Genomic DNA, 17994 nt, shown 5'->3' with positions numbered 1-17994 from the left:
TGAGCCAAGGTTTTATAGGCGAAAAGATTGTATCAAAGAGCCTTTTTTGTTGCCTTATTTACTCCGCTCACATGACACTCACTTCTTACGCTACACAAAAGCCATGAATCGCAATGCAATCCATGACTCCTAATTTATTTACTATTATTTCTTAACGGTTCCTTTTTTCGTTGCCTCCTCAATCGTTTGTTTGACAGTTTGAGCATAAAGTTCTCCACCCTTGGTGATTGTAGTCGACTCTGAACCAAAGTGTACGTAGTCTGTGCCGTACCAAATTTCAGGATGTTCGATAGCTACCTGATACCAATCTGCTACAAAGACATAATCGTATTTTTTAGCCAATTCCAATTCATATTGACGTGTTTTTACAGCGATACTGGTCCCATCATGCGCTGTGCGTCCGTCATAAGGCGTTACCAAGATTAAGCGATGACCTTTCGGTAATTTTGCAATAAATTGATTGAGCAGACTTTCATAGTTGTCAACAGTATTAGCGCCCAACGCTAGCACAACATTTTCCAGAAGTACTTTATTGGAAATATCTGTTTGATAAACCTCCAATCCTGATGCTAAATTACGGCTAACAGCTGCATCTACTTGAGCCTCTGGCATAGCTTGTTTGAGCCATTCACTTGCCCGTAAAGCAACAGAATCTCCGATAACAGTTGTTCCTTTCGTAACATTGTATTGGCTGGCTGTCGCATGATCAACTTGTGTACGAGTGATTTGCATTTTATTATCAGCTTGATTAAGTCCATTGACCAATAAATTTTCTTCAAAGGCACCGATTTTGGGAGCAGTCATCATAATGATCAATGTTATCAAGGTAAAAGGAATCAAACTATAAAATACAGGTGTTGTGATCTGCTTAATATTCATTTTCAAGCCAAATACTTTGGGCTCTTTACCTGCTAATGTTGGCTCCAAAAGGTAAAAAGAGCCGGCAGCGAAAACAAAGGAGAGAATGGTTGTCAAAAGCACAGCTAAACCATTGCCCATCAATTGAGAGAAAATGATATAGAATGGCCAATGGAACAAATAGACACCGTAGCTCGTATCTGCAATGAAAGTGATAATCGGTGGCTCATCAACATGTGGCGTCTTCTCATGGAGCACACGTGTTGCTAAAATCATCACTACTGAAAATACCGTTGCAAGAAGAAAACCAAACAGATAAGTCAATAAATTGTCAAACCTCAGAAGAAAAGTCAACAGTAGCAAAGCTACAAAACTTCCACCAAGTAGATAAAAGGTTTTTTTCAAATCAAGCGCTTGCTCTATTTTATGGAAAGGTGCTCCCAAGTCGCTCACACCTGAAACCGTAGCTAGAACACTTCCTACAAAAAATGGGAAGATATGAGTAAAACTCGAAAAGTAAATCACAGAAAAGTTTGAAGAGAAAAAACCTCTGACAAACATAGAAAGAAAACTAATGAAGAACAAAGCAGACGAAACAAGAAAGATGACACCACGAAATTGTCCAACGTTCTTACTTTTCTTTGCTAAATACCATGTTGCCAACCCCCATAAAATATAGTAGTGCATTTCCAAAGCCAAGCTCCAAGTATGCACAAAAAGGTGCGGGATGAATTGGCTTTCGTAATTTCCACCGGACAAGATTTCATAGAAATTGGTCATAAAACCGAAGGCAGCAGCGATTTGCGTTCCAATCCCCGCCACAAAATCTCTCCGAATTAAAAGCGTGAAAGGCATAACAACCAAAATCATTAGCACAAGCGGCGGCACAATCCGATAAAATCGCCGTCTCAGAAATCCTTTGATGTCAATTCCCTTGTTTCTGGCAAATTCATCAATCAAGAGAGATGTAATCAAAAAGCCTGAGAAAGTGAAGAAAATATCCACACCAATAAAACCGCCAGGAAAAGCTTTCTGGAAGAAATGGTAGAGCAGGACTAGAAGTAACCCTGTAATCCTCACTAATGAAAACCATTTAACGCGCATTTTGATAAATCCCCTGTTTAAACTTTCCCTTGTAGACAACATTGTCCTCTGTCGTCAATTTTCCTTGACCATCTGCTTGACCATTTACAAAATTTCCTTCATACTTCCAGCCAGCTTTAGCGGTAAAAGTTCCTTGCCCATTAAACATTCCATTTTTAAAATGCCCTTTATAGACATCGCCATTTTTAAAAGTCAAGGTTCCTTGTCCACTCATTTTCCCACGAACAAGGCTACCATTGTACTTGATTGCTCCTTTATCCAACGTCAAAGCCCCTTGACTTGGAATCCCTGATGTAAAGGCAACAATCGCTGATATGACAATAACTGTTACTGTTAGCAACTCTAAATTATGCCTTGTAAGATAAATTTTATATTTTTCGTAAAATGCTTTTAGTGTATCCATTTTTTACTTAATCTTCGTTCTTCATCTGCTCCAGCCACTTTTGACAACCTTCCAATACAAGCTGATAGGTTTCATCAAAATCTCCTGTGTACCACGGATCTGGCACACTTTTCTCTTCAAATTGGAAAATTTTACTAGCATATTGCTTTGGCGCCATTTTCTTTAAATCCTGAAGATTGGATTGGTCCATTCCGATAATATAATCAAAACGTTCAAAGTCCTGTATTGATATTTGCTGCGAAGTCTTACCTTTATCATAAGGAATGGCATATTTCCTGAAAATTGCCTGCGTTCCAGAGTGAATTGGATTCCCATGTTCCCAATCCGAAGTCGCACGACTTTCAACATAAACTTCATCTGTCAAATCTTTCATCACAAATTCTGCCATTGGACTACGACAGATATTTCCCAAGCAAACAAACACAATTTTTTTCATAGCATAGACCTCTTTACTATTATAACAAAATCTATAAAAATAGGAATTTTAACCTTTGAGATTTTTTCAATTCTTTATAAATCTCAAAAAAGCCGCCGATTGGGCGACTCTTATAGGGAGATTATTATGAAAAAGAAAAGTTTTTAGGAGTTCAAGTTAAGCTTCTCTCAACTTGTGATTATAGTATAACGATGCTGACTTAAATTTTTCTTAAAGATTTTTCTTTTTTCTAAAAAATTTTAAAGAAATTCAATTGAAGATTGTTCCACTTCTTCTGCCAATCTTTTTTCTGTATTCTCATGTTATAGAGCTGCCTCCTGTCTGCATCTTCTAGGAAATGCGGAGTGGATGCAATTCGGAACTCTAGAATATCGTCTAAACCATAAGGAGCAAACAATTCCAACTGGTCGTTGTCCAATAAGCGAAGCCCAATTGCTGTACAGCGTTCTGGGTACTTGCTCATAGCATCTCTAGAATCTCGATAAGATTCTGTATTAGGATTGTGAATATGCATATAAACCTGATTTTTCAGTTCCCAGTTATAGTTTGGATGGTTTTCTTTCAGTTTTGTCTCGATTTTAAGGGTTTCTTCATAAGAAATAGCTGGATCAAAAAAAATTACATCAACGTCTGTCTCTTTATCAAATCCCGGTTGATTTGACAAATAATTCCAGATAAAATTTCGTACACTGCCAGCAGCCAACCAACTATCTTTTAGCTGCAAACTGCGAATCATTGTTAAAATCGTCATCAAATCTTTATCTGCAGTAAATTGATTTAAAATATCCTGCTCTGCTATTTTCATAAATCCTACTTTTCCAAATACTCATATCCTAGATGTTCATAAGCCTTGCGCGTCGCCACGCGCCCTGTTCTCGTCCGCATGACAAAGCCTTTTTGGATCAGATAAGGCTCATACATATCTTCAACTGTTTCTCGTTCTTCAGCGATATTAACCGAAAGAGTTCCCAGACCAACCGGACCACCACCATAAACCTCAATCATGGTTTTAAGAATCTTCTGATCTACATAATCCAGTCCTTCTTGATCCACGTCCAGCATTGATAAAGCCTGATCAGTGATATGAGCATCAATCAAGCCATCTCCCATTATTTGAGCAAAATCTCGTACGCGTTTAAGAAGCCGATTGGCAATCCGAGGCGTACCCCGGCTGCGCAGTGCCAATTCCTCAGCTGCTTCATGAGTGATATCCATTTCAAAAATTTCTGCCGTTCGCTCCACAATCTCAGTCAAATCTGCTTCTGCATAATATTCCATGTGACCAGTAATCCCGAAACGTGCGCGTAGAGGATTTGACAGCATACCTGCCCGCGTCGTTGCTCCAATCAGCGTAAAAGGCGGCAACTCCAAGTGAACGCTACGGCTGGTCTCCCCTGCACCAATCATGATGTCAATATAGAAATCCTCCATCGCGCTGTAAAGTACTTCTTCCACAGCCATGGGTAAGCGATGAATTTCATCAATAAAGAGGACATCTCCCGGATCTAGGTCATTTAAAATCGCTACCAAATCACCTGCTTTTTCGATGACTGGACCAGAAGTTTGCTTGAGATTGACTCCTAGTTCATTGGCAATAACAAAGGCCATAGTGGTCTTCCCTAGTCCCGGAGGTCCGAAAAGCAAGGTGTGATCTAGCGCCTCATCTCGCAACTTAGCTGCCTCAATAAAAATCTTTAATTGATTTTTGACCTTATCTTGCCCAATATATTCTTGCAAATACTGGGGACGAAGCGTGCGTTCTACTAACTCTTCGTCTCCCATCAATTCATTATCTAAAATTCTACTCATAACTATTATTATAACAAAAACATTATCAAATCCCAATTATCCGCATAAACACTGGGAACAGTATTCCCTATCAAGAATAAAACCAATCAAATTACTACGAGTTTACTATCTATAAATGAGTTTAAGTATATTGGTGTGGCAAGTATGATTTATGATATGACATAAAAGTTTGTTATTTTAAGATTATGTGGTATAATTAGTTATACAATTCATACTAAACATACTTAAAGGGAGGCAGTCATGGCGAAAACACCAAAAGGAAAATATGCATGGACAGCTACAGTTGGGGAAAAAGGTCAGATAGTAATACCGAAGCAGGCACGAGAGGTATTTAATATCAAACCTGGTGATACGCTTCTGCTTCTTGGCGATGAAAAACGAGGTATCGCTATACCGCCTAAAGGAGCATTCGCGCACTTGATGGAAGTGGCTTTTGAAGAGAAAGAAGATGAATAATATGGGATATATTCTGGAAATAAATAATCTGACAAAAAAATATCCGGCTTTTGAATTAAAACCTGTTAGTTTTCATATTGAAGCCGGTGAAGTTATGGGATTTATAGGTAGAAACGGTGCAGGTAAAACGACAACTCTGAAATCGATTCTAAATCTTGTCCATCCTGATGCAGGCAGTGTTCGTATTCTTGGAATGGACTATCTGGATAATGAGGATAAAATTAAACAGCAGATTGGGTATGCAGTAGGTGGAATCAATTATTATAAAAGAGAAAAGTTAAAGGATATTGTAGCCATTACTCGTATTTTTTATGAAAATTGGGATAATGAGACTTACCGTCATTATCTTGATGCATTTAAACTTGATGAAAATAAGAGGATTATGGAACTGTCTGAGGGGATGAAAGTAAAATTCTATCTGACCTTGGCTCTTTCTCATCACGCCAAGCTTTTAATCTTGGATGAGCCGACCAGTGGGCTTGACCCCGTATCCAGAGATGAAATGAATGAAATTTTTCGTAAACTGGCTGAAAAAGGGGTAGCAATCTTATTTTCTACCCATATTACCAGTGATTTGGAGAAATGTGCAGATACGATCACCTACATCAAAAATGGAGAATTGCTTTTATCTGCGAAAAAAGAAGACTTTATCCACCATTACACGGAGGAAATAGGTGGTGCACCAACACTTGAAGATATTATGGTGCATATCGAAAGAGAAGAGGTGAATCTATGATGAAAAAACTTCTTTATAAGGAAATGAAACTGTCAGCAAATCTTTTGAGTTATTGGTTTATAGCTTTTTCAACTATGACGATGATTCCAGGATACCCTATTCTTGTCGGTTCCTTTTTTATCTGTCTTGGCATTTTCTATACCTACCAGCAAGTTCGGGAATACGATGATATTACCTACACGGTTATGCTGCCGGTAAGGAAAAAAGATGTGGTTTCAGCTAAGTATCTATTTGTTTTGTTCATCGAATTGATGGCTTTTGTCTTATGCGCATTGCTAACGATTATTAGGATGAAATTTCTAGGTAATGCCGCCCCGTATGTGACAAATCCATTGATGAATGCAAATGCCGCTTATCTTGGCTATTTATTAGCTGTATTCGCGTCCTTTAATGGTATTTTTTTAGCAGGATTTTTTAAGACGGCTTACAAGATTGGGAAGCCTTTCATCTTATTCTGCGTAGTCGGATCTATCATAATATTCATGGGAGAAGTGTTACATCACATTCCCGGCTTGGAAAGCCTAAATGATCCTGCAAATTTAAGCATACTGCAGGTTGCCATATTGGCGATTGGTATCACCGTGTTTATGTTATGTACATGGCTTTTCTATCAAAAAGCTGTGAAAGATTTTGAAGAAATTAATTTGTAAATTAGAGTATATTAATTAAACGTTCTTTGCTGATGAAATCAGGGCAAAAAATGATAGACTCATATAGACTCATATAGATAAAATTGAAATTCTGAGAGGTTGTGAAATGAACATGTGTAAAGAATGTTATGTTGACCAAAATAGAATAACGCCACTTTTAAATTCTTTGGAATGCTTAGAAAATCATACACAGTATATTTGTGGTACATGCGGTAGGTGCATTTGTATTGAACATGATTCAAGTCGCGGATTGCAACGGTGGAATTTTCCATTTAAGTCATTAGAAATTGCAAAACTATATTTGAGAACTGCCGATTATACAGAAAAAAAGCCATGTGGTATTTATGAATTGAAAAGTGAGAATGGTAGAATTTCCTATAAAATTTTTGCAAGCAATGAAGAATTGAAATTATATCTAAAAAAGAATAAAGGAAAAACTTGTGAAAAAATGGCGTCTGTTTTTTCAGTTGAAGAATATCAGGAATTTCCCAATACACAGGTGAGAAAATTGACTGCTGAAGAAGTGGAAACCTACATGAAGGAGAGATGCTGATAATACGAGAAGCTGTTAGAGAAGATTTATATGACTTGTTGAACCTATATCTTTTCTTGCATGAAAAAGAGATTCCGAAAGATATTGAAACTTTGAAGGGTACCTGGAATGCAATCATGGAAGATAAAAATCACCATATTATTGTAAAAGAGATAAATGGTCAGATCCTTTCATCCTGCGTTTGTGTCATCATTCCGAATCTAACCAGAAATATACGCCCTTATGCCCTTATTGAGAATGTGGTGACGCATGAAGAACATAGAGGAAAAGGATATGCGACAGAATGTCTCCATTATGCTAGGGAAATAGCGATAGAAAACAATTGCTATAAAATAATGCTTTTGACGGGTACAAAGAACAAAAGTACATTAACTTTTTATAAGAATGCCGGCTATAATGCTGAAGATAAAAGAGCATTTATACAATGGATTGAGTAAAATAAATGCCGGACTGTCGGATGAATTTAGGATAAATTTTGCTCACAAGAGGAAAGAATTATGAGAACAGTAGATAAAAATGATATCGTAGCGGACCTGACACAACTTGGTCTGAAACAAGGGGATGTTGTCATTGTCCATACATCGTTAAAAAGTATTGGATATGTATGTGGAGGAGCGCAGACTGTGATAGAAGCTCTAATTGAAGTCGTTACTTCTGAAGGTACCATTGTGATGCCGACACAGTCATGGAAAAATTTAGATCCGGAAACAGGTGTGCACTGGAATGCAGACGAGTCAGACTGGGATAAAATTAGAGAGAATTGGCCAGCATATGATAAACAGATAACGCCAACAAATACAATGGGAGCTGTTGCAGAAATGTTCCGTCAATGGCCGGGGAGCATCAGAACAGATCATCCAGCAAGATCAATTTGTGCATGGGGAAAACAAGCTGAATATATTACAGCGGAACACACCCTTTCAAATATATTTGGGGAGGGATCACCTATCGCAAAACTCTATGAACTTGACGCAAAAGTACTGTTATTAGGGGTTGGATATGATAAAAACACCTCCATACACTTAGCGGATGTCCGTGCAGAGTATCCTGGGAAACATGACTGTATTGAACACAGTGCCATACTTCAAGATGGTGTTCGGATATGGAAAGCGTATAATACCTTATTTGTTGACGGAGAAGATTTTGAGGACATAGGAATCGCGTTTGAGGAAAAGGGTCTTGCAAATATAGGGAAAATCGGCAATGCTGATTCTAGACTGATGCAACAGCGTAATCTAGTAGATTTTTCCGTTTCCTGGATTGAAAAGCATCGTAAATAGGTTGAATTTAATCATTGTGAAGGAAACGGTAAACTGGCTAAACTTTAGCAAAAATAAGTCGATAATCCCAGTTTATCTGATAAACTGGGGATTTATAAAAGGAAATAGCTAATGAAATCATATCAGGATATCAATAAAGAAACCATTGATAGATGGGTTGAAGAAAGCTGGGAATGGGGTAAACCAACTTCACATGATGAGTATATTAATGCAAAAAACGGAGAGTGGAATGTTTTTCTTACTCCGACGGTTCCTGTTCCACATGAATGGTTAGGAAATTTAAATGGAAACAAAATCTTAGGTTTAGCATCAGGTGGTGGGCAGCAAATACCTATATTTAACGCATTAGGTGCAGATTGCACTGTGCTTGATAATTCGTCAAAGCAAATAGAAAGTGAATTTTTAATTGCTGAAAGAGAAGGCTATACTATTAAAGCGATTGAAGGCGATATGACAAAAGCTTTGCCTTTTGAGGATGAAGCCTTTGATATAGTATTTCATCCGGTTTCCAACTGTTATGTTGAAGATGTGCAGCCCATTTTTAATGAAGTATATAGAGTTCTGAAAAAGGGTGGAATTTTTCTGGCAGGATTAAACAATGAAATAAATTACATTGTAGATAATGAAGAAAAAGAAATTATTTGGAAAATGCCTTTTAATCCATTAAAAGATAAAACAGCCAAAGATTTTATGATAAAAGAAAATGCTGGCATGCAATTCTCTCACAATATGACAGAGCAAATAGGCGGACAGTTAAAGGCGGGGTTTACTCTGCTTGATATATATGAAGATACAAATGGTTTTGGTAGACTGCATGAACTGAATATTAAAACATATATTGCAACAAAATCAGTTAAATGATAGAAATAGAATTAAAATTTGTAGAGGTGTTAATATGGAAAACTGTGTTTATATTATTTCTGGGCCGCCAGGTGTTGGGAAAAGTAGTGTTAGCAAAGAGTTAGCTTACACATTTGACAAAAGTGCTGTTATAGAAGGAGACAGTATTTATTTAATGATTAAAAGTGGCTTGGTAGCACCATGGGAAGATGATGGCTACTATATGGATTTGTTCTGGGATAATGTCATTAGTATTACCAATAATTTACTTGCTAGAGATATGACAGTAATCATAAACTATGTACTATTTGAAGACCAAATTAAAAAAATGGAAGACTTCTTAAAAACGAAACAAATAAAATTAAAATATTGTGTGTTGCTAACAGAAGAACAGACTCTTAAAGATAGAGATTCTTCTAGAAAAGAAATAGAAAGAACTGGTGAGTTATCCATTACATCAAGAAATGAATTTCTATCTAGAAATATGAATAAGAATCATTTGCTTTATACGGATCATTTAGATATTAAAGAAACTGTAAATAGAATAAAATCTTCAGATAAGTTTTTTGTTTAAGAGAGATAATATAGATTTTAAAAGGAATAGCATTAAAGGGTGATTACAGTTTTGATGAATTTAAAATAATTTTACACGGCGATTATTTACGGGAGTAACACATCACTATCTATACAAAAGAATCCTCCGTATTCTTATCAAAACCAGCAAAACACATAGACAGAGTGAAATCTGTTTGTGTGTTTTTTTATTTATATGGAATTTTTGGGTTGTTGATGCAACCAATCCCTCTTTCGCATCAATACCAAGAGTGAGAGGAAGCAAAGAGATAAAACTCACTTCCTTTTATTATAAAAAATTAGGTTAGTAAACTGATTTAACCGTAGATTTTACAAATAGACACTAAAGATTTTTATTTGATGATACTAATATGGAATAAGTATTTTAAACTGGTATTAAATAAAAACGACAGAACAATCAACTGCCGTTTTCAATATTCATTTTCATTTGCTTGTTGCATGATAAATGGTCGTGCTGGTAAAAATCTCACTCGCTTTTAAGATAACATCTGCTTTCAAGTCGCTATGAATGGCATCAGGAAGCGCCTGAGTTTCAAGAGCTAAGCCATTGTGCTGAATCATGGGATGCCCATTTAAAATGACCGTGTCATCCACAAAGTTTGCTGAGTAAGTCACCAAACAAGGTGCACTAGTTTTGAAAGTAAGATAACGTCCAGATTCTGGCTCATAAAGAGAGCCAGCATATTCCTGTTTTTTATCCAAAACAAATGGATGATCTAAGCCTGATACAATCTGAATCTGCTCATCTTGATCTGCAAAAATATCCTTCATAGAAACGCCTTGGCAAAGCTGTTTTACAAAGTTATGTTCTGAATCTGGTATTTTAGCAGGTATTCCATCTGGTGCGATAGGATAGACACCAAGAGTATTCAGCTGCAAAACACAATGATCAATTGGCTGACGGAAATCGCCTGTTAAGTTAAAGTAACTGTGATTGGTCGGATTAACTAAAGTGTCCTTGTCCGTTTGAACTTGATACGAAACCTCTAGCTCACCCAATTCTGTTAAAGTATAAGAAACCCAGACCTTCAAATTTCCTGGGAAACCACCTGTTCCGTCTGTGCGTTCAATATAAAAAGTGACACTTTCATTCGTGACCTCTTCCACTTGAAAAATGGCACTATCCCAGCCAGTAGATCCGCTGTGATTACAATTTTCTGCATTATTGACCTCTAACGGATAGATTTCTCCATTCAACTCGAACTCAGCCTTTGCAATCCGTCCTGCAACTGGTCCAACGCTTGCGCCATATTTAGGGCTATTGCCTACATAAGCATCAAAAGAATCAAACCCAACTACGATATTTGTAAATTCATAATTTCTGTCCGGAGTGACATATTCTAAGACAGTCGCTCCATAAGTCATGACTTTCAAACGATAGCCCAAATCATTTTCAAATGTGTAAGAAACAATATCTTGCCCTTGAAATGTTCCGAAAATAGCTTCTTGATAAGATTTCATACAACTTTCCTTGTTTTTATTACCATTTTACATTTTCCTATTTTAAATCTCTAACTTCTCCATCCACGAAACAGCTGTTTCACGTAAGACACGATTTAAGCCGTTAATATTTTGACGTCCTGTTTCATCCAACCAAGCTCTAGCTGCATCCGCTCCTTGATCTGCAAAGACCGTAACAGCTTCTTTCCAGGTAGCACGACCACAAAGGACACCATTAAATTGAGAACCTGCCTCATGTGCCACTTTCAGTGTTTCTTGGAAAAGCTCTGCGCTAACTCCAGCACTCAAGAAAATAAATGGCAGATGCGTCGCATCAGATTGTTCCTTAAAGAAAGCCTTGGCTTCTGCGAGACTATAAACTGGTTCTACTCCATCTTTAGCAAAACCTTCTACAAAATTCATATTTACAGGAACTTCGACTTTTAAAACGTCTACATTATAACGTGGTTCTGAAAAGAGCTTCATGGCTTCATTGACTTTGTGAGGTTTTACTTTTGCATAATCTGCATCTACTACACTAGTATACGTCGTATCATAAGTCAGAATTTCAAGGAAATAAGGTATATCTTCTGCTAGACATTCACTCCCTACTCGTTCAACCCAAGCTTGTTTGATATCATTGATTTCAGGTTTGTCATCTACATCATAATAAATCAAAACTTTGACTGCATCAGCGCCTAGTTCTTTAATGCGTTTAGCAGACCAATTTGGTAGCAAGTCTGGCAGGCGACCTTCTGTTGTCGCATCATACCCTGTCTTTTCATAAGCAACAATAAGACCGCACTCTGATGCCCGTAATTTAGTAGCGGGGACACCATATTCTGGATCCAAAAGAATAGAAGTTGCATACGGAGTCAACTGACTGGAAATCAATTGTTTAAACTCAATCAGTGCTTCATCGCCCGATACAGTACGTGCACCACTTGCCAGCATTTTTTTCAGCGAACCTCTCTGATCAATCGCCAAAGCTCCAATCATACCATTTTCATCTGACAGCTTCTTTAAATGTGATAACTTTTTGTGACTAATTTTTAATTTTTCCATAGATTCCTTCCTATTCTTTATCAAACGGGTGAATGATGACACCTTGCACAACACGGTTGACAGTTCCTGTCGGAGACGGTGTGTCTGGACGATTTTGAACCTTAAGGGATGTTAATAAGGCAAATAATTGACCACAGACAATATAAGGGAACACGCGATAAACGTCATCTGCTAGTGATTGGCTAGAAAGAATGATCTGTTCAACATTTTCCAAATCTTCCCTCTGATCTGTCAATAAAATCACCTTGCGGGCAATATCATCTCCAGCCACTTCTCGTACTAAATCAAGATCATATAATTTGGTGTATGAGTCTGTCGAACCAAACACCACAATGACCGTTTCTTCATTTACTAATGATTTTGGACCATGGCGGAAACCAACAGGGCTTTCATACATCGTCGCCACTTGTCCGGCAGTCAATTCCAAAATTTTCAGTTGAGCTTCATGTGCCAAGCCAAAGAATGGCCCTGCTCCCAGATAAATGACTCGATTGTAATCCAAGGATACCATCTTTTGAATCATTTCTGCCGAATCTAGCACCTTTTGACTCAAAGCTATTAAAGCAGCAATCTTCCCTTCTTTTACAGCTAAATCTGTCTTGTCAAAGACGAGCAAAGCGGTTAACATCATAGACGTAAAGCTTGAGGTCATAGCAAAGCCAGCATCATTTGATAGTGCAGGCTGAAGCAAGAGCAAATTGCGTTCATCACCATGTGCTTGCTGCGCTAACTTCCCTTCTGCTGCACATGTAATTGTAATTTGGTACAGTTCCTCAACCAAGTCCTTTGCCAAATCAACTGTTGCCACACTCTCTGGCGAATTTCCGCTACGGGCAAAAGAAACGAGAACAGTCGGTACTTCCTTGTGTAAATACGCCAAAGGATTGGCTACAATATCCGTTGTTGCAATGGCGTTGAAATTCCACTTGCGTTCATCATACAGCTTTCTAAAATAAGGTAAAAGCGTATCTCCAACGTAGGCTGATGTTCCCGCCCCTGTCAAAATAACCTTGATATAGTCATGCTTTTCATCAATGCCATTTAGAAACGCTACAATCTCATCAGCTTGCGCTTTATAATTTTCAAAAGCCGTCTGCCAAACCTGTGGCTGTTGATAAATTTCCCTCGTGGTGATTTCCGCACCTAATTCGACTAATTTTTCCTTTGTATAATTGAGCATATTTCTCCTTTCTGCTTTGCAGATGTGATATTTTCTATTAACCAAAAGAAGGGGGCGGGAAATAAGGATTTCTAAGAAATCCATTTTCTTATCCCCTCCTCCTTATTATACCAAGTATGCGCTTTCTCAGCCACTATTAACTGGATATATTTTTATTCATCTTCCTCATCATTCATTGCTGCCAACATATCATTGACCTTCACAATGTATCTGTTTGCTTTTTCAATATATTTCGCTTCCACACCAGTCAAGGCAGAATTGATAAATTCTATCACCATGGGCATATTCATTCCTGCATAGAGTTCAATTTGAAGTCCTTCCAGAATAAGGCGACTAACGACATTACAAGGTGTTCCTCCAAGCAAATCAGCAAAGACAATGTAATCATCTAGCTCTTTTACAGTCGCTAAAAATTTAGCCGTAAAGTCGTCTATTCCTTCTTCCGGAAGTAAGGGAACTGTATGAACGAATTCCAGAGGCCCCATAATCATTTCGGTACTTTTTTTCAATTCTTCACAAAAGTGACCATGGCTGACCAGTATAAGTTGTTTTGTCATTTATAGAAAAGCTCCTTTTAAACACCTAAGATTGGCGTATGAGTAAAGTGTGAAAGCGCAGAAACACCAATTGCAATAATAATGACAATAAAGATTGCTTTGGTTGAATTCATACCTTTCTTACCAAGCAGCCAATAAACAAATCCAGTAAACAATGCCGGAACCAAACGCGGGAAGATTTTATCCAACGTTTCTTGAAGATTAAACGTTACACCACCAAAACTTTGAGTATAGGTGAATTTGAAGTTAATCATCGTAGCAATTAAAGCAGCTACCATGAATGTTCCCAAAACAGTTGCAGCATCTGTGATTGCGGACAATTTATCCTGCATCGTTGTAACTAATTTAACGCCTTCTTTGTGGGCAAATTCTAATTGTTTCCAACGGAAAACGTTAATCGCAATCGTTACTCCTATCCAAAGGAAAATACCAAGAGGATTGCCATCAATGGCAAGACCTGCTGCCAAGCCACCCATGATTGCAGGAATAGTTGAACCAAAAATCGCATCACCAATCGCTGCAAATGGACCCATTAACCCAGTTTTAATCCCTGTAACAGTATCTTTAGCCGCAACCCCTTCATTTTCTTCAAGCGCAAGGTCAATCCCTGTCACCAAAGTATGGAAAAAGTTAGACGTGTTGAAAAATTGCGTATGTGTTCGCATCATTTCTTTTAATTCTGGCGTACCATCACCGTATATCTTACGCAACTGCGGCAAAATCATATAAAGATAACCTGATGCTTGCATACGCTCGTAGTTCCAACCCCATTGGAAAGTAAAGAGACTACGACGGTTGATTTGTTTAAAATCTTCTTTTGTTAATTTGTAATTAGAGTTCGTCATCGTCAATTTCCCCACTTTCTGATTGTTCCGCAGCAACAGTCACCACTTGTTTGTTGATAGCATTTTGATAGCTAAGAGCTGCTAAAGCAAAGCCAATAATCGCAATTCCAATCATTGGAAGCCCCTCAAACTTAGCTCCACCGAGAGCCTTTGCAATGGGTTTGACAGCACTTGATGCTGTCGCTAATGTTGAAATATAGTCAAAAACAACTTTCAACATTGCTGTAATGGCAAAGCCTAAACCAAGATAATGAAGGTTTTTCTTTACTGGAAGGTAACGAAGCAAAATTGCAAAACCGACACCAGGAAGCATTTTACCTGCAAGAATCAAACCATCTGCAATCCATTGTGCATTATTGGCAAGCCAATCGGAGAATGCTTTTACAGCATCCCCACCAAGCCACAAAGCTAAAAATACTGGAAGTGCTCGTGAAAGCCCCCATGGAATAGCACCGAGTAAGTAATTACGTTCAACACCTTTGTAGTCAAATTTTTCAACCGCTGTATCAATACGATGTGCAAAGTAAGTTGTAGAGAAACGTCCAAGAACATCAGTATAAACCAGCAACGCTGCTACCGGAACTGCGATAGCTGAAATCGCCAATTCCGCTTTGATACCTGTTGCCACAGAGAATGCTGTTGCAAGAACTGCACCAGAGGTTGCATCAATCCGAGAAGCACCGCCAAATGTACCAACCCCGAGTACAACCAGTTGTAAACTACCACCGATAAATAGGCCTGTCTTCAGATCACCCATGACCAGACCCGTAATAAATCCTGCAAAAACAGGAGATCCTGCTGATGAGTTAATCGTCAACTCATCCAAAATTTGATACGCTGAATACAGCGTTAGTAAGAGAATTTGCCACCATTGTATCATAACAATGACCTCCTAAATTTATTTCAATAATTTCATAAAGTCTTCGGCTGGGTCGTTTGGAACCATTTGGGCTGTTAACTTGACCCCTTTTTCATTTAGCTGATGAAACACTGCCACATCTTCATCCACCACATTAATCGATCGTGTGACCGAACGCGTTTCAGATGTCTGCGACATATTGCCCACATTGAGCGTTTCGATTGGTACGCCTGCTTCTACTAATCTCAAAAAACGATCTGGCTTTTTCGCAACAATGAGCAGACGCTGGCTATCGTATTTGCCTGCTAGGATATTTTCTGCCGCTTTTGCAACTGGTAACACACTCAATTTTACACCAGCTGGTGTCGCCAACTTCAAGCCACTCTTTTCAATAGTATTTTCTGCTATTTCATCATCTACAACCATAATACGTGAAATATTTAATGTTGTAGTCCAAAGATTGGCTACTTGCCCATGGATCAAACGTCCATCAATCCGATTAGCTATAATTGTCATAGTTTATCCCCCTTTATTGGTTTAAATGTAGGTTTATGAACTAAATCAATGAATTTACTATATTTTCCTTCGGTTTCAAAAATAATAATGCGATTGTTTCCGATCCGTAAGAGACCATGTGGAATGTAAAGTGATAAGGTTGGGCCAACATCCCAGAAACGGCCAATATTGACACCGTTGACAAAGACAATTCCTTTGCCAAAGTTGGTCAAATCCAGATAAGTATCTTTAAGCATTTTCAATTCAACATCAAATGCATAGAATGCTGGCTGATCTTCATGCCATTCTTTCGTAAAATCAATCGCTTCTGGATTTTTGAACTCTAATGGATACTGATTCCAATGAAGCATAAAATGGAGATCTTTGCAAACTCCTGTGCGAATACCTTTATGCTGCGTATCTGCCAGCAATTTATGTCCGTAGTTGACCCGCCCCATATTTTCCATGAGAATGTCAATTGTGTGATTGGTACCTTTTTCAGCAGCAACAAAGATGTCTTGTCCGATTTCTGTCTGGTACTGGGTCGTAATAAAGTTCCCGTCTACAAAAAGCTGCATCCGATCACGCCCGTCAATGACACGAACCCGTTCCTTATCCGCATCCCATTCTGCTTGTGTACGATAGAGCAGATAGCCAACATTTTGGCCCAACTCCTCCATTTTCATAGGATACAGACTCTCGATTGGCTGCGCTATATCTTCTAAAGTCTCAAATAAGCTAACTCTCTCACTAAGCGGAATATTCTTTAACTCAAACGTTTCTTTTACCAAAGGCTCTCTCTGTGGATACTCTGGATAATATTTTTTTAACATTCGCTGAATGGCAAAGTATTTTGGTGTTGGATTTCCTTGTTCATCAAGGAGAGCTTCGTAATCATAAGACGTTACTTGTGGCAGGTCAATGCTTCCTCGCGCTGAACAACCATTCATGAACCCAAAATTTGTTCCTCCATGAAACATATAAAGATTGATACTGCCTTGTTGTAAGACTTCGTGAACCGCTTCAGCTAATTCTTCTGGATCTCGCGTGACAGTTGGCTCTTTCCAACGATTGAACCAACCGTCCCAAAATTCCATACACATGAGTGGCCACTTTTTGCCATGCTCATCAAAGAATTCCTGCATCTGCGCAAAATTTTCTTTTGCCTTAGAGCCAAAATTCCCCGTTACAAACACATCATCTTCAATCAGCGTTCCTGCTCGCAAAGTAGCTCGCCACGGACCATCTGACGTAAAGAGCGGACAAGTCACACCTCGCTCTAGCATCATGTCTCGAACAGCTCTCAAATATTCCTTGTCTTCACCATAAGAGCCATATTCATTTTCTACTTGCATCATGAGAATATTGCCACCATTTTCCAAAAGATGTGGCACTAATCGTGGAAGCAATTCATCATAATAGTTGGCAACTGCAGCAAGATAAGCAGGATCAGAAGACCGAATTCTCATATTTTCTTCTAAGAGCCAAGCAGGTAAACCGCCAAATTCCCATTCTGCACAGATATAGGGAGAACTCCGAAGAAGAACATACAGTCCCAAATTTTGTGCTGTTTGCAAGAATTTTTCTACATCAAGGATAGCTTCAAAATCAAATTGCCCTTTTATTGGCTCATGCATATTCCAAGGAATATAGGTTTCTACTGTATTAAAGCCCAGAGCTTTTAAATTATAAAGTGAATAGTACCAATCATCTGGCTGGATCCGAAAATAATGAATAGCACCAGATAATATTTTAAAAGGCTGTTGATTCAGATAAAATTCTTCTCTAATCTCAAATCTTGCCAAACCATTTCCCTCTTTCACACAATAATTTT

General features: G+C 38.2%; 21 protein-coding genes. 8 read left to right on the top strand and 13 right to left on the bottom strand.

Features of this window, described 5'->3' with window-relative positions; genetic code table 11:
• Positions 1-144: 144 nt before the first annotated feature.
• The 5 genes from HMPREF1514_RS00295 to ruvB form a co-directional block, all read right to left on the bottom strand.
• Positions 145-1962 (bottom strand): acyltransferase family protein, encoded by a 1818-nt coding sequence (locus tag HMPREF1514_RS00295; protein ID WP_037596347.1) that lies wholly within the window; start codon positions 1960-1962, stop codon positions 145-147.
• A complete protein-coding gene (locus HMPREF1514_RS00290; protein WP_006270404.1) occupies positions 1952-2365 on the bottom strand; it encodes an MORN repeat-containing protein in 414 nt (137 codons plus the stop codon). Before HMPREF1514_RS00290 ends, HMPREF1514_RS00295 begins: the two co-directional genes overlap by 11 nt.
• 7 nt (positions 2366-2372) lie before the next feature.
• Positions 2373-2801 carry a low molecular weight protein-tyrosine-phosphatase gene (locus HMPREF1514_RS00285; protein WP_003027217.1) on the bottom strand — a complete coding sequence of 143 codons (429 nt, stop codon included), beginning with the start codon at positions 2799-2801 and terminating at the stop codon, positions 2373-2375.
• A 229-nt stretch (positions 2802-3030) separates the two neighbouring features.
• On the bottom strand, positions 3031-3606 hold the full coding sequence (locus HMPREF1514_RS00280) for a nucleotidyltransferase family protein (protein WP_037596339.1): 576 nt from the start codon (positions 3604-3606) through the stop codon (positions 3031-3033).
• Positions 3607-3611: 5 nt separating this feature from the next.
• Positions 3612-4610 carry a Holliday junction branch migration DNA helicase RuvB gene (gene ruvB, locus HMPREF1514_RS00275; RefSeq protein ID WP_037596335.1) on the bottom strand — a complete coding sequence of 333 codons (999 nt, stop codon included), beginning with the start codon at positions 4608-4610 and terminating at the stop codon, positions 3612-3614.
• Positions 4611-4850: 240 nt separating this feature from the next.
• Between ruvB and HMPREF1514_RS00270 the strand changes: the two genes are divergently transcribed.
• From HMPREF1514_RS00270 to HMPREF1514_RS00235, 8 genes are all read left to right on the top strand, one after another.
• Entirely contained in the window at positions 4851-5066 is a 216-nt protein-coding gene (locus tag HMPREF1514_RS00270) for an AbrB/MazE/SpoVT family DNA-binding domain-containing protein (protein ID WP_006269106.1), read from the top strand.
• Position 5067: 1 nt separating this feature from the next.
• The gene (locus tag HMPREF1514_RS00265) at positions 5068-5802 is read left to right on the top strand and encodes an ABC transporter ATP-binding protein (RefSeq protein ID WP_186822129.1); all 735 of its coding nucleotides are present in this window, start codon (positions 5068-5070) and stop codon (positions 5800-5802) included.
• Positions 5802-6452, top strand: a complete 651-nt coding sequence (locus tag HMPREF1514_RS00260; protein ID WP_037596414.1) for an ABC-2 transporter permease — start codon at positions 5802-5804, stop codon at positions 6450-6452. The genes HMPREF1514_RS00265 and HMPREF1514_RS00260 overlap by 1 nt, the downstream gene beginning before the upstream one ends.
• A 112-nt stretch (positions 6453-6564) precedes the next feature.
• A complete protein-coding gene (locus tag HMPREF1514_RS00255; RefSeq protein WP_037596411.1) occupies positions 6565-7005 on the top strand; it encodes a hypothetical protein in 441 nt (146 codons plus the stop codon).
• Entirely contained in the window at positions 6999-7442 is a 444-nt protein-coding gene (locus HMPREF1514_RS00250; protein WP_198014300.1) for a GNAT family N-acetyltransferase, read from the top strand. Before HMPREF1514_RS00255 ends, HMPREF1514_RS00250 begins: the two co-directional genes overlap by 7 nt.
• Before the next feature lie 60 nt (positions 7443-7502).
• Positions 7503-8285 (top strand): aminoglycoside N(3)-acetyltransferase, encoded by a 783-nt coding sequence (locus HMPREF1514_RS00245; protein WP_037596329.1) that lies wholly within the window; start codon positions 7503-7505, stop codon positions 8283-8285.
• A 111-nt stretch (positions 8286-8396) separates the two neighbouring features.
• A complete protein-coding gene (locus HMPREF1514_RS00240) occupies positions 8397-9146 on the top strand; it encodes a class I SAM-dependent methyltransferase (RefSeq protein WP_037596328.1) in 750 nt (249 codons plus the stop codon).
• 34 nt (positions 9147-9180) lie between these two features.
• Complete coding sequence (locus tag HMPREF1514_RS00235) at positions 9181-9699, top strand: ATPase AAA (protein ID WP_037596326.1); 519 nt, start codon at positions 9181-9183, stop codon at positions 9697-9699.
• 443 nt (positions 9700-10142) lie between these two features.
• Here HMPREF1514_RS00235 and HMPREF1514_RS00230 read toward each other — a convergent pair whose 3' ends face one another.
• From HMPREF1514_RS00230 to HMPREF1514_RS00195, 8 genes are all read right to left on the bottom strand, one after another.
• Positions 10143-11180 carry an aldose epimerase family protein gene (locus HMPREF1514_RS00230; RefSeq protein WP_037596325.1) on the bottom strand — a complete coding sequence of 346 codons (1038 nt, stop codon included), beginning with the start codon at positions 11178-11180 and terminating at the stop codon, positions 10143-10145.
• Positions 11181-11222: 42 nt separating this feature from the next.
• Positions 11223-12224: a tagatose-bisphosphate aldolase gene (gene lacD, locus HMPREF1514_RS00225; RefSeq protein ID WP_037596323.1), complete on the bottom strand. Its 1002-nt coding sequence runs from the start codon at positions 12222-12224 to the stop codon at positions 11223-11225.
• Between the two features lie 10 nt (positions 12225-12234).
• Positions 12235-13404, bottom strand: a complete 1170-nt coding sequence (locus tag HMPREF1514_RS00220; RefSeq protein WP_037596321.1) for an SIS domain-containing protein — start codon at positions 13402-13404, stop codon at positions 12235-12237.
• A 152-nt stretch (positions 13405-13556) separates the two neighbouring features.
• Positions 13557-13961, bottom strand: a complete 405-nt coding sequence (locus HMPREF1514_RS00215) for a PTS sugar transporter subunit IIA (protein ID WP_037596319.1) — start codon at positions 13959-13961, stop codon at positions 13557-13559.
• Positions 13962-13978: 17 nt separating this feature from the next.
• Positions 13979-14806, bottom strand: coding sequence for a PTS system mannose/fructose/sorbose family transporter subunit IID (locus tag HMPREF1514_RS00210; RefSeq protein ID WP_003071224.1), 828 nt, complete (start codon positions 14804-14806; stop codon positions 13979-13981).
• Complete coding sequence (locus HMPREF1514_RS00205; protein ID WP_006269047.1) at positions 14793-15686, bottom strand: PTS mannose/fructose/sorbose/N-acetylgalactosamine transporter subunit IIC; 894 nt, start codon at positions 15684-15686, stop codon at positions 14793-14795. Before HMPREF1514_RS00205 ends, HMPREF1514_RS00210 begins: the two co-directional genes overlap by 14 nt.
• 18 nt (positions 15687-15704) lie before the next feature.
• The gene (locus HMPREF1514_RS00200) at positions 15705-16181 is read right to left on the bottom strand and encodes a PTS system mannose/fructose/N-acetylgalactosamine-transporter subunit IIB (RefSeq protein ID WP_037596316.1); all 477 of its coding nucleotides are present in this window, start codon (positions 16179-16181) and stop codon (positions 15705-15707) included.
• Positions 16178-17965, bottom strand: a complete 1788-nt coding sequence (locus HMPREF1514_RS00195) for a glycoside hydrolase family 35 protein (RefSeq protein ID WP_037596406.1) — start codon at positions 17963-17965, stop codon at positions 16178-16180. Before HMPREF1514_RS00195 ends, HMPREF1514_RS00200 begins: the two co-directional genes overlap by 4 nt.
• Positions 17966-17994: the final 29 nt, after the last annotated feature.

The sequence above is a fragment of the Streptococcus sp. AS20 genome, assembly GCF_000524255.1.
In the GTDB taxonomy this organism is placed as follows: Bacteria; Bacillota; Bacilli; order Lactobacillales; family Streptococcaceae; genus Streptococcus; species Streptococcus constellatus.
Note: the sequence above shows the minus strand (reverse complement) of the source record. Positions and strands in the feature narration are given on the sequence as shown.

What these genes read in the sequence shown, in the direction of transcription:
- HMPREF1514_RS00260 (WP_037596414.1), top strand. Translation starts at nt 5,802, where the DNA reads ATGAAAAAACTTCTTTATAAGGAAATGAAACTGTCAGCAAATCTTTTG.
- HMPREF1514_RS00240 (WP_037596328.1), top strand. Translation starts at nt 8,397, where the DNA reads ATGAAATCATATCAGGATATCAATAAAGAAACCATTGATAGATGGGTT.
- HMPREF1514_RS00235 (WP_037596326.1), top strand. Translation starts at nt 9,181, where the DNA reads ATGGAAAACTGTGTTTATATTATTTCTGGGCCGCCAGGTGTTGGGAAA.
- HMPREF1514_RS00245 (WP_037596329.1), top strand. Translation starts at nt 7,503, where the DNA reads ATGAGAACAGTAGATAAAAATGATATCGTAGCGGACCTGACACAACTT.
- HMPREF1514_RS00220 (WP_037596321.1), bottom strand. Translation starts at nt 13,404, where the DNA reads ATGCTCAATTATACAAAGGAAAAATTAGTCGAATTAGGTGCGGAAATC.
- lacD (WP_037596323.1), bottom strand. Translation starts at nt 12,224, where the DNA reads ATGGAAAAATTAAAAATTAGTCACAAAAAGTTATCACATTTAAAGAAG.
- HMPREF1514_RS00280 (WP_037596339.1), bottom strand. Translation starts at nt 3,606, where the DNA reads ATGAAAATAGCAGAGCAGGATATTTTAAATCAATTTACTGCAGATAAA.
- HMPREF1514_RS00270 (WP_006269106.1), top strand. Translation starts at nt 4,851, where the DNA reads ATGGCGAAAACACCAAAAGGAAAATATGCATGGACAGCTACAGTTGGG.
- HMPREF1514_RS00205 (WP_006269047.1), bottom strand. Translation starts at nt 15,686, where the DNA reads ATGATACAATGGTGGCAAATTCTCTTACTAACGCTGTATTCAGCGTAT.
- HMPREF1514_RS00255 (WP_037596411.1), top strand. Translation starts at nt 6,565, where the DNA reads ATGTGTAAAGAATGTTATGTTGACCAAAATAGAATAACGCCACTTTTA.
- HMPREF1514_RS00200 (WP_037596316.1), bottom strand. Translation starts at nt 16,181, where the DNA reads ATGACAATTATAGCTAATCGGATTGATGGACGTTTGATCCATGGGCAA.
- HMPREF1514_RS00290 (WP_006270404.1), bottom strand. Translation starts at nt 2,365, where the DNA reads ATGGATACACTAAAAGCATTTTACGAAAAATATAAAATTTATCTTACA.
- HMPREF1514_RS00210 (WP_003071224.1), bottom strand. Translation starts at nt 14,806, where the DNA reads ATGACGAACTCTAATTACAAATTAACAAAAGAAGATTTTAAACAAATC.
- HMPREF1514_RS00230 (WP_037596325.1), bottom strand. Translation starts at nt 11,180, where the DNA reads ATGAAATCTTATCAAGAAGCTATTTTCGGAACATTTCAAGGGCAAGAT.
- HMPREF1514_RS00250 (WP_198014300.1), top strand. Translation starts at nt 6,999, where the DNA reads ATGCTGATAATACGAGAAGCTGTTAGAGAAGATTTATATGACTTGTTG.
- ruvB (WP_037596335.1), bottom strand. Translation starts at nt 4,610, where the DNA reads ATGAGTAGAATTTTAGATAATGAATTGATGGGAGACGAAGAGTTAGTA.
- HMPREF1514_RS00265 (WP_186822129.1), top strand. Translation starts at nt 5,068, where the DNA reads ATGGGATATATTCTGGAAATAAATAATCTGACAAAAAAATATCCGGCT.
- HMPREF1514_RS00215 (WP_037596319.1), bottom strand. Translation starts at nt 13,961, where the DNA reads ATGACAAAACAACTTATACTGGTCAGCCATGGTCACTTTTGTGAAGAA.
- HMPREF1514_RS00285 (WP_003027217.1), bottom strand. Translation starts at nt 2,801, where the DNA reads ATGAAAAAAATTGTGTTTGTTTGCTTGGGAAATATCTGTCGTAGTCCA.
- HMPREF1514_RS00295 (WP_037596347.1), bottom strand. Translation starts at nt 1,962, where the DNA reads ATGCGCGTTAAATGGTTTTCATTAGTGAGGATTACAGGGTTACTTCTA.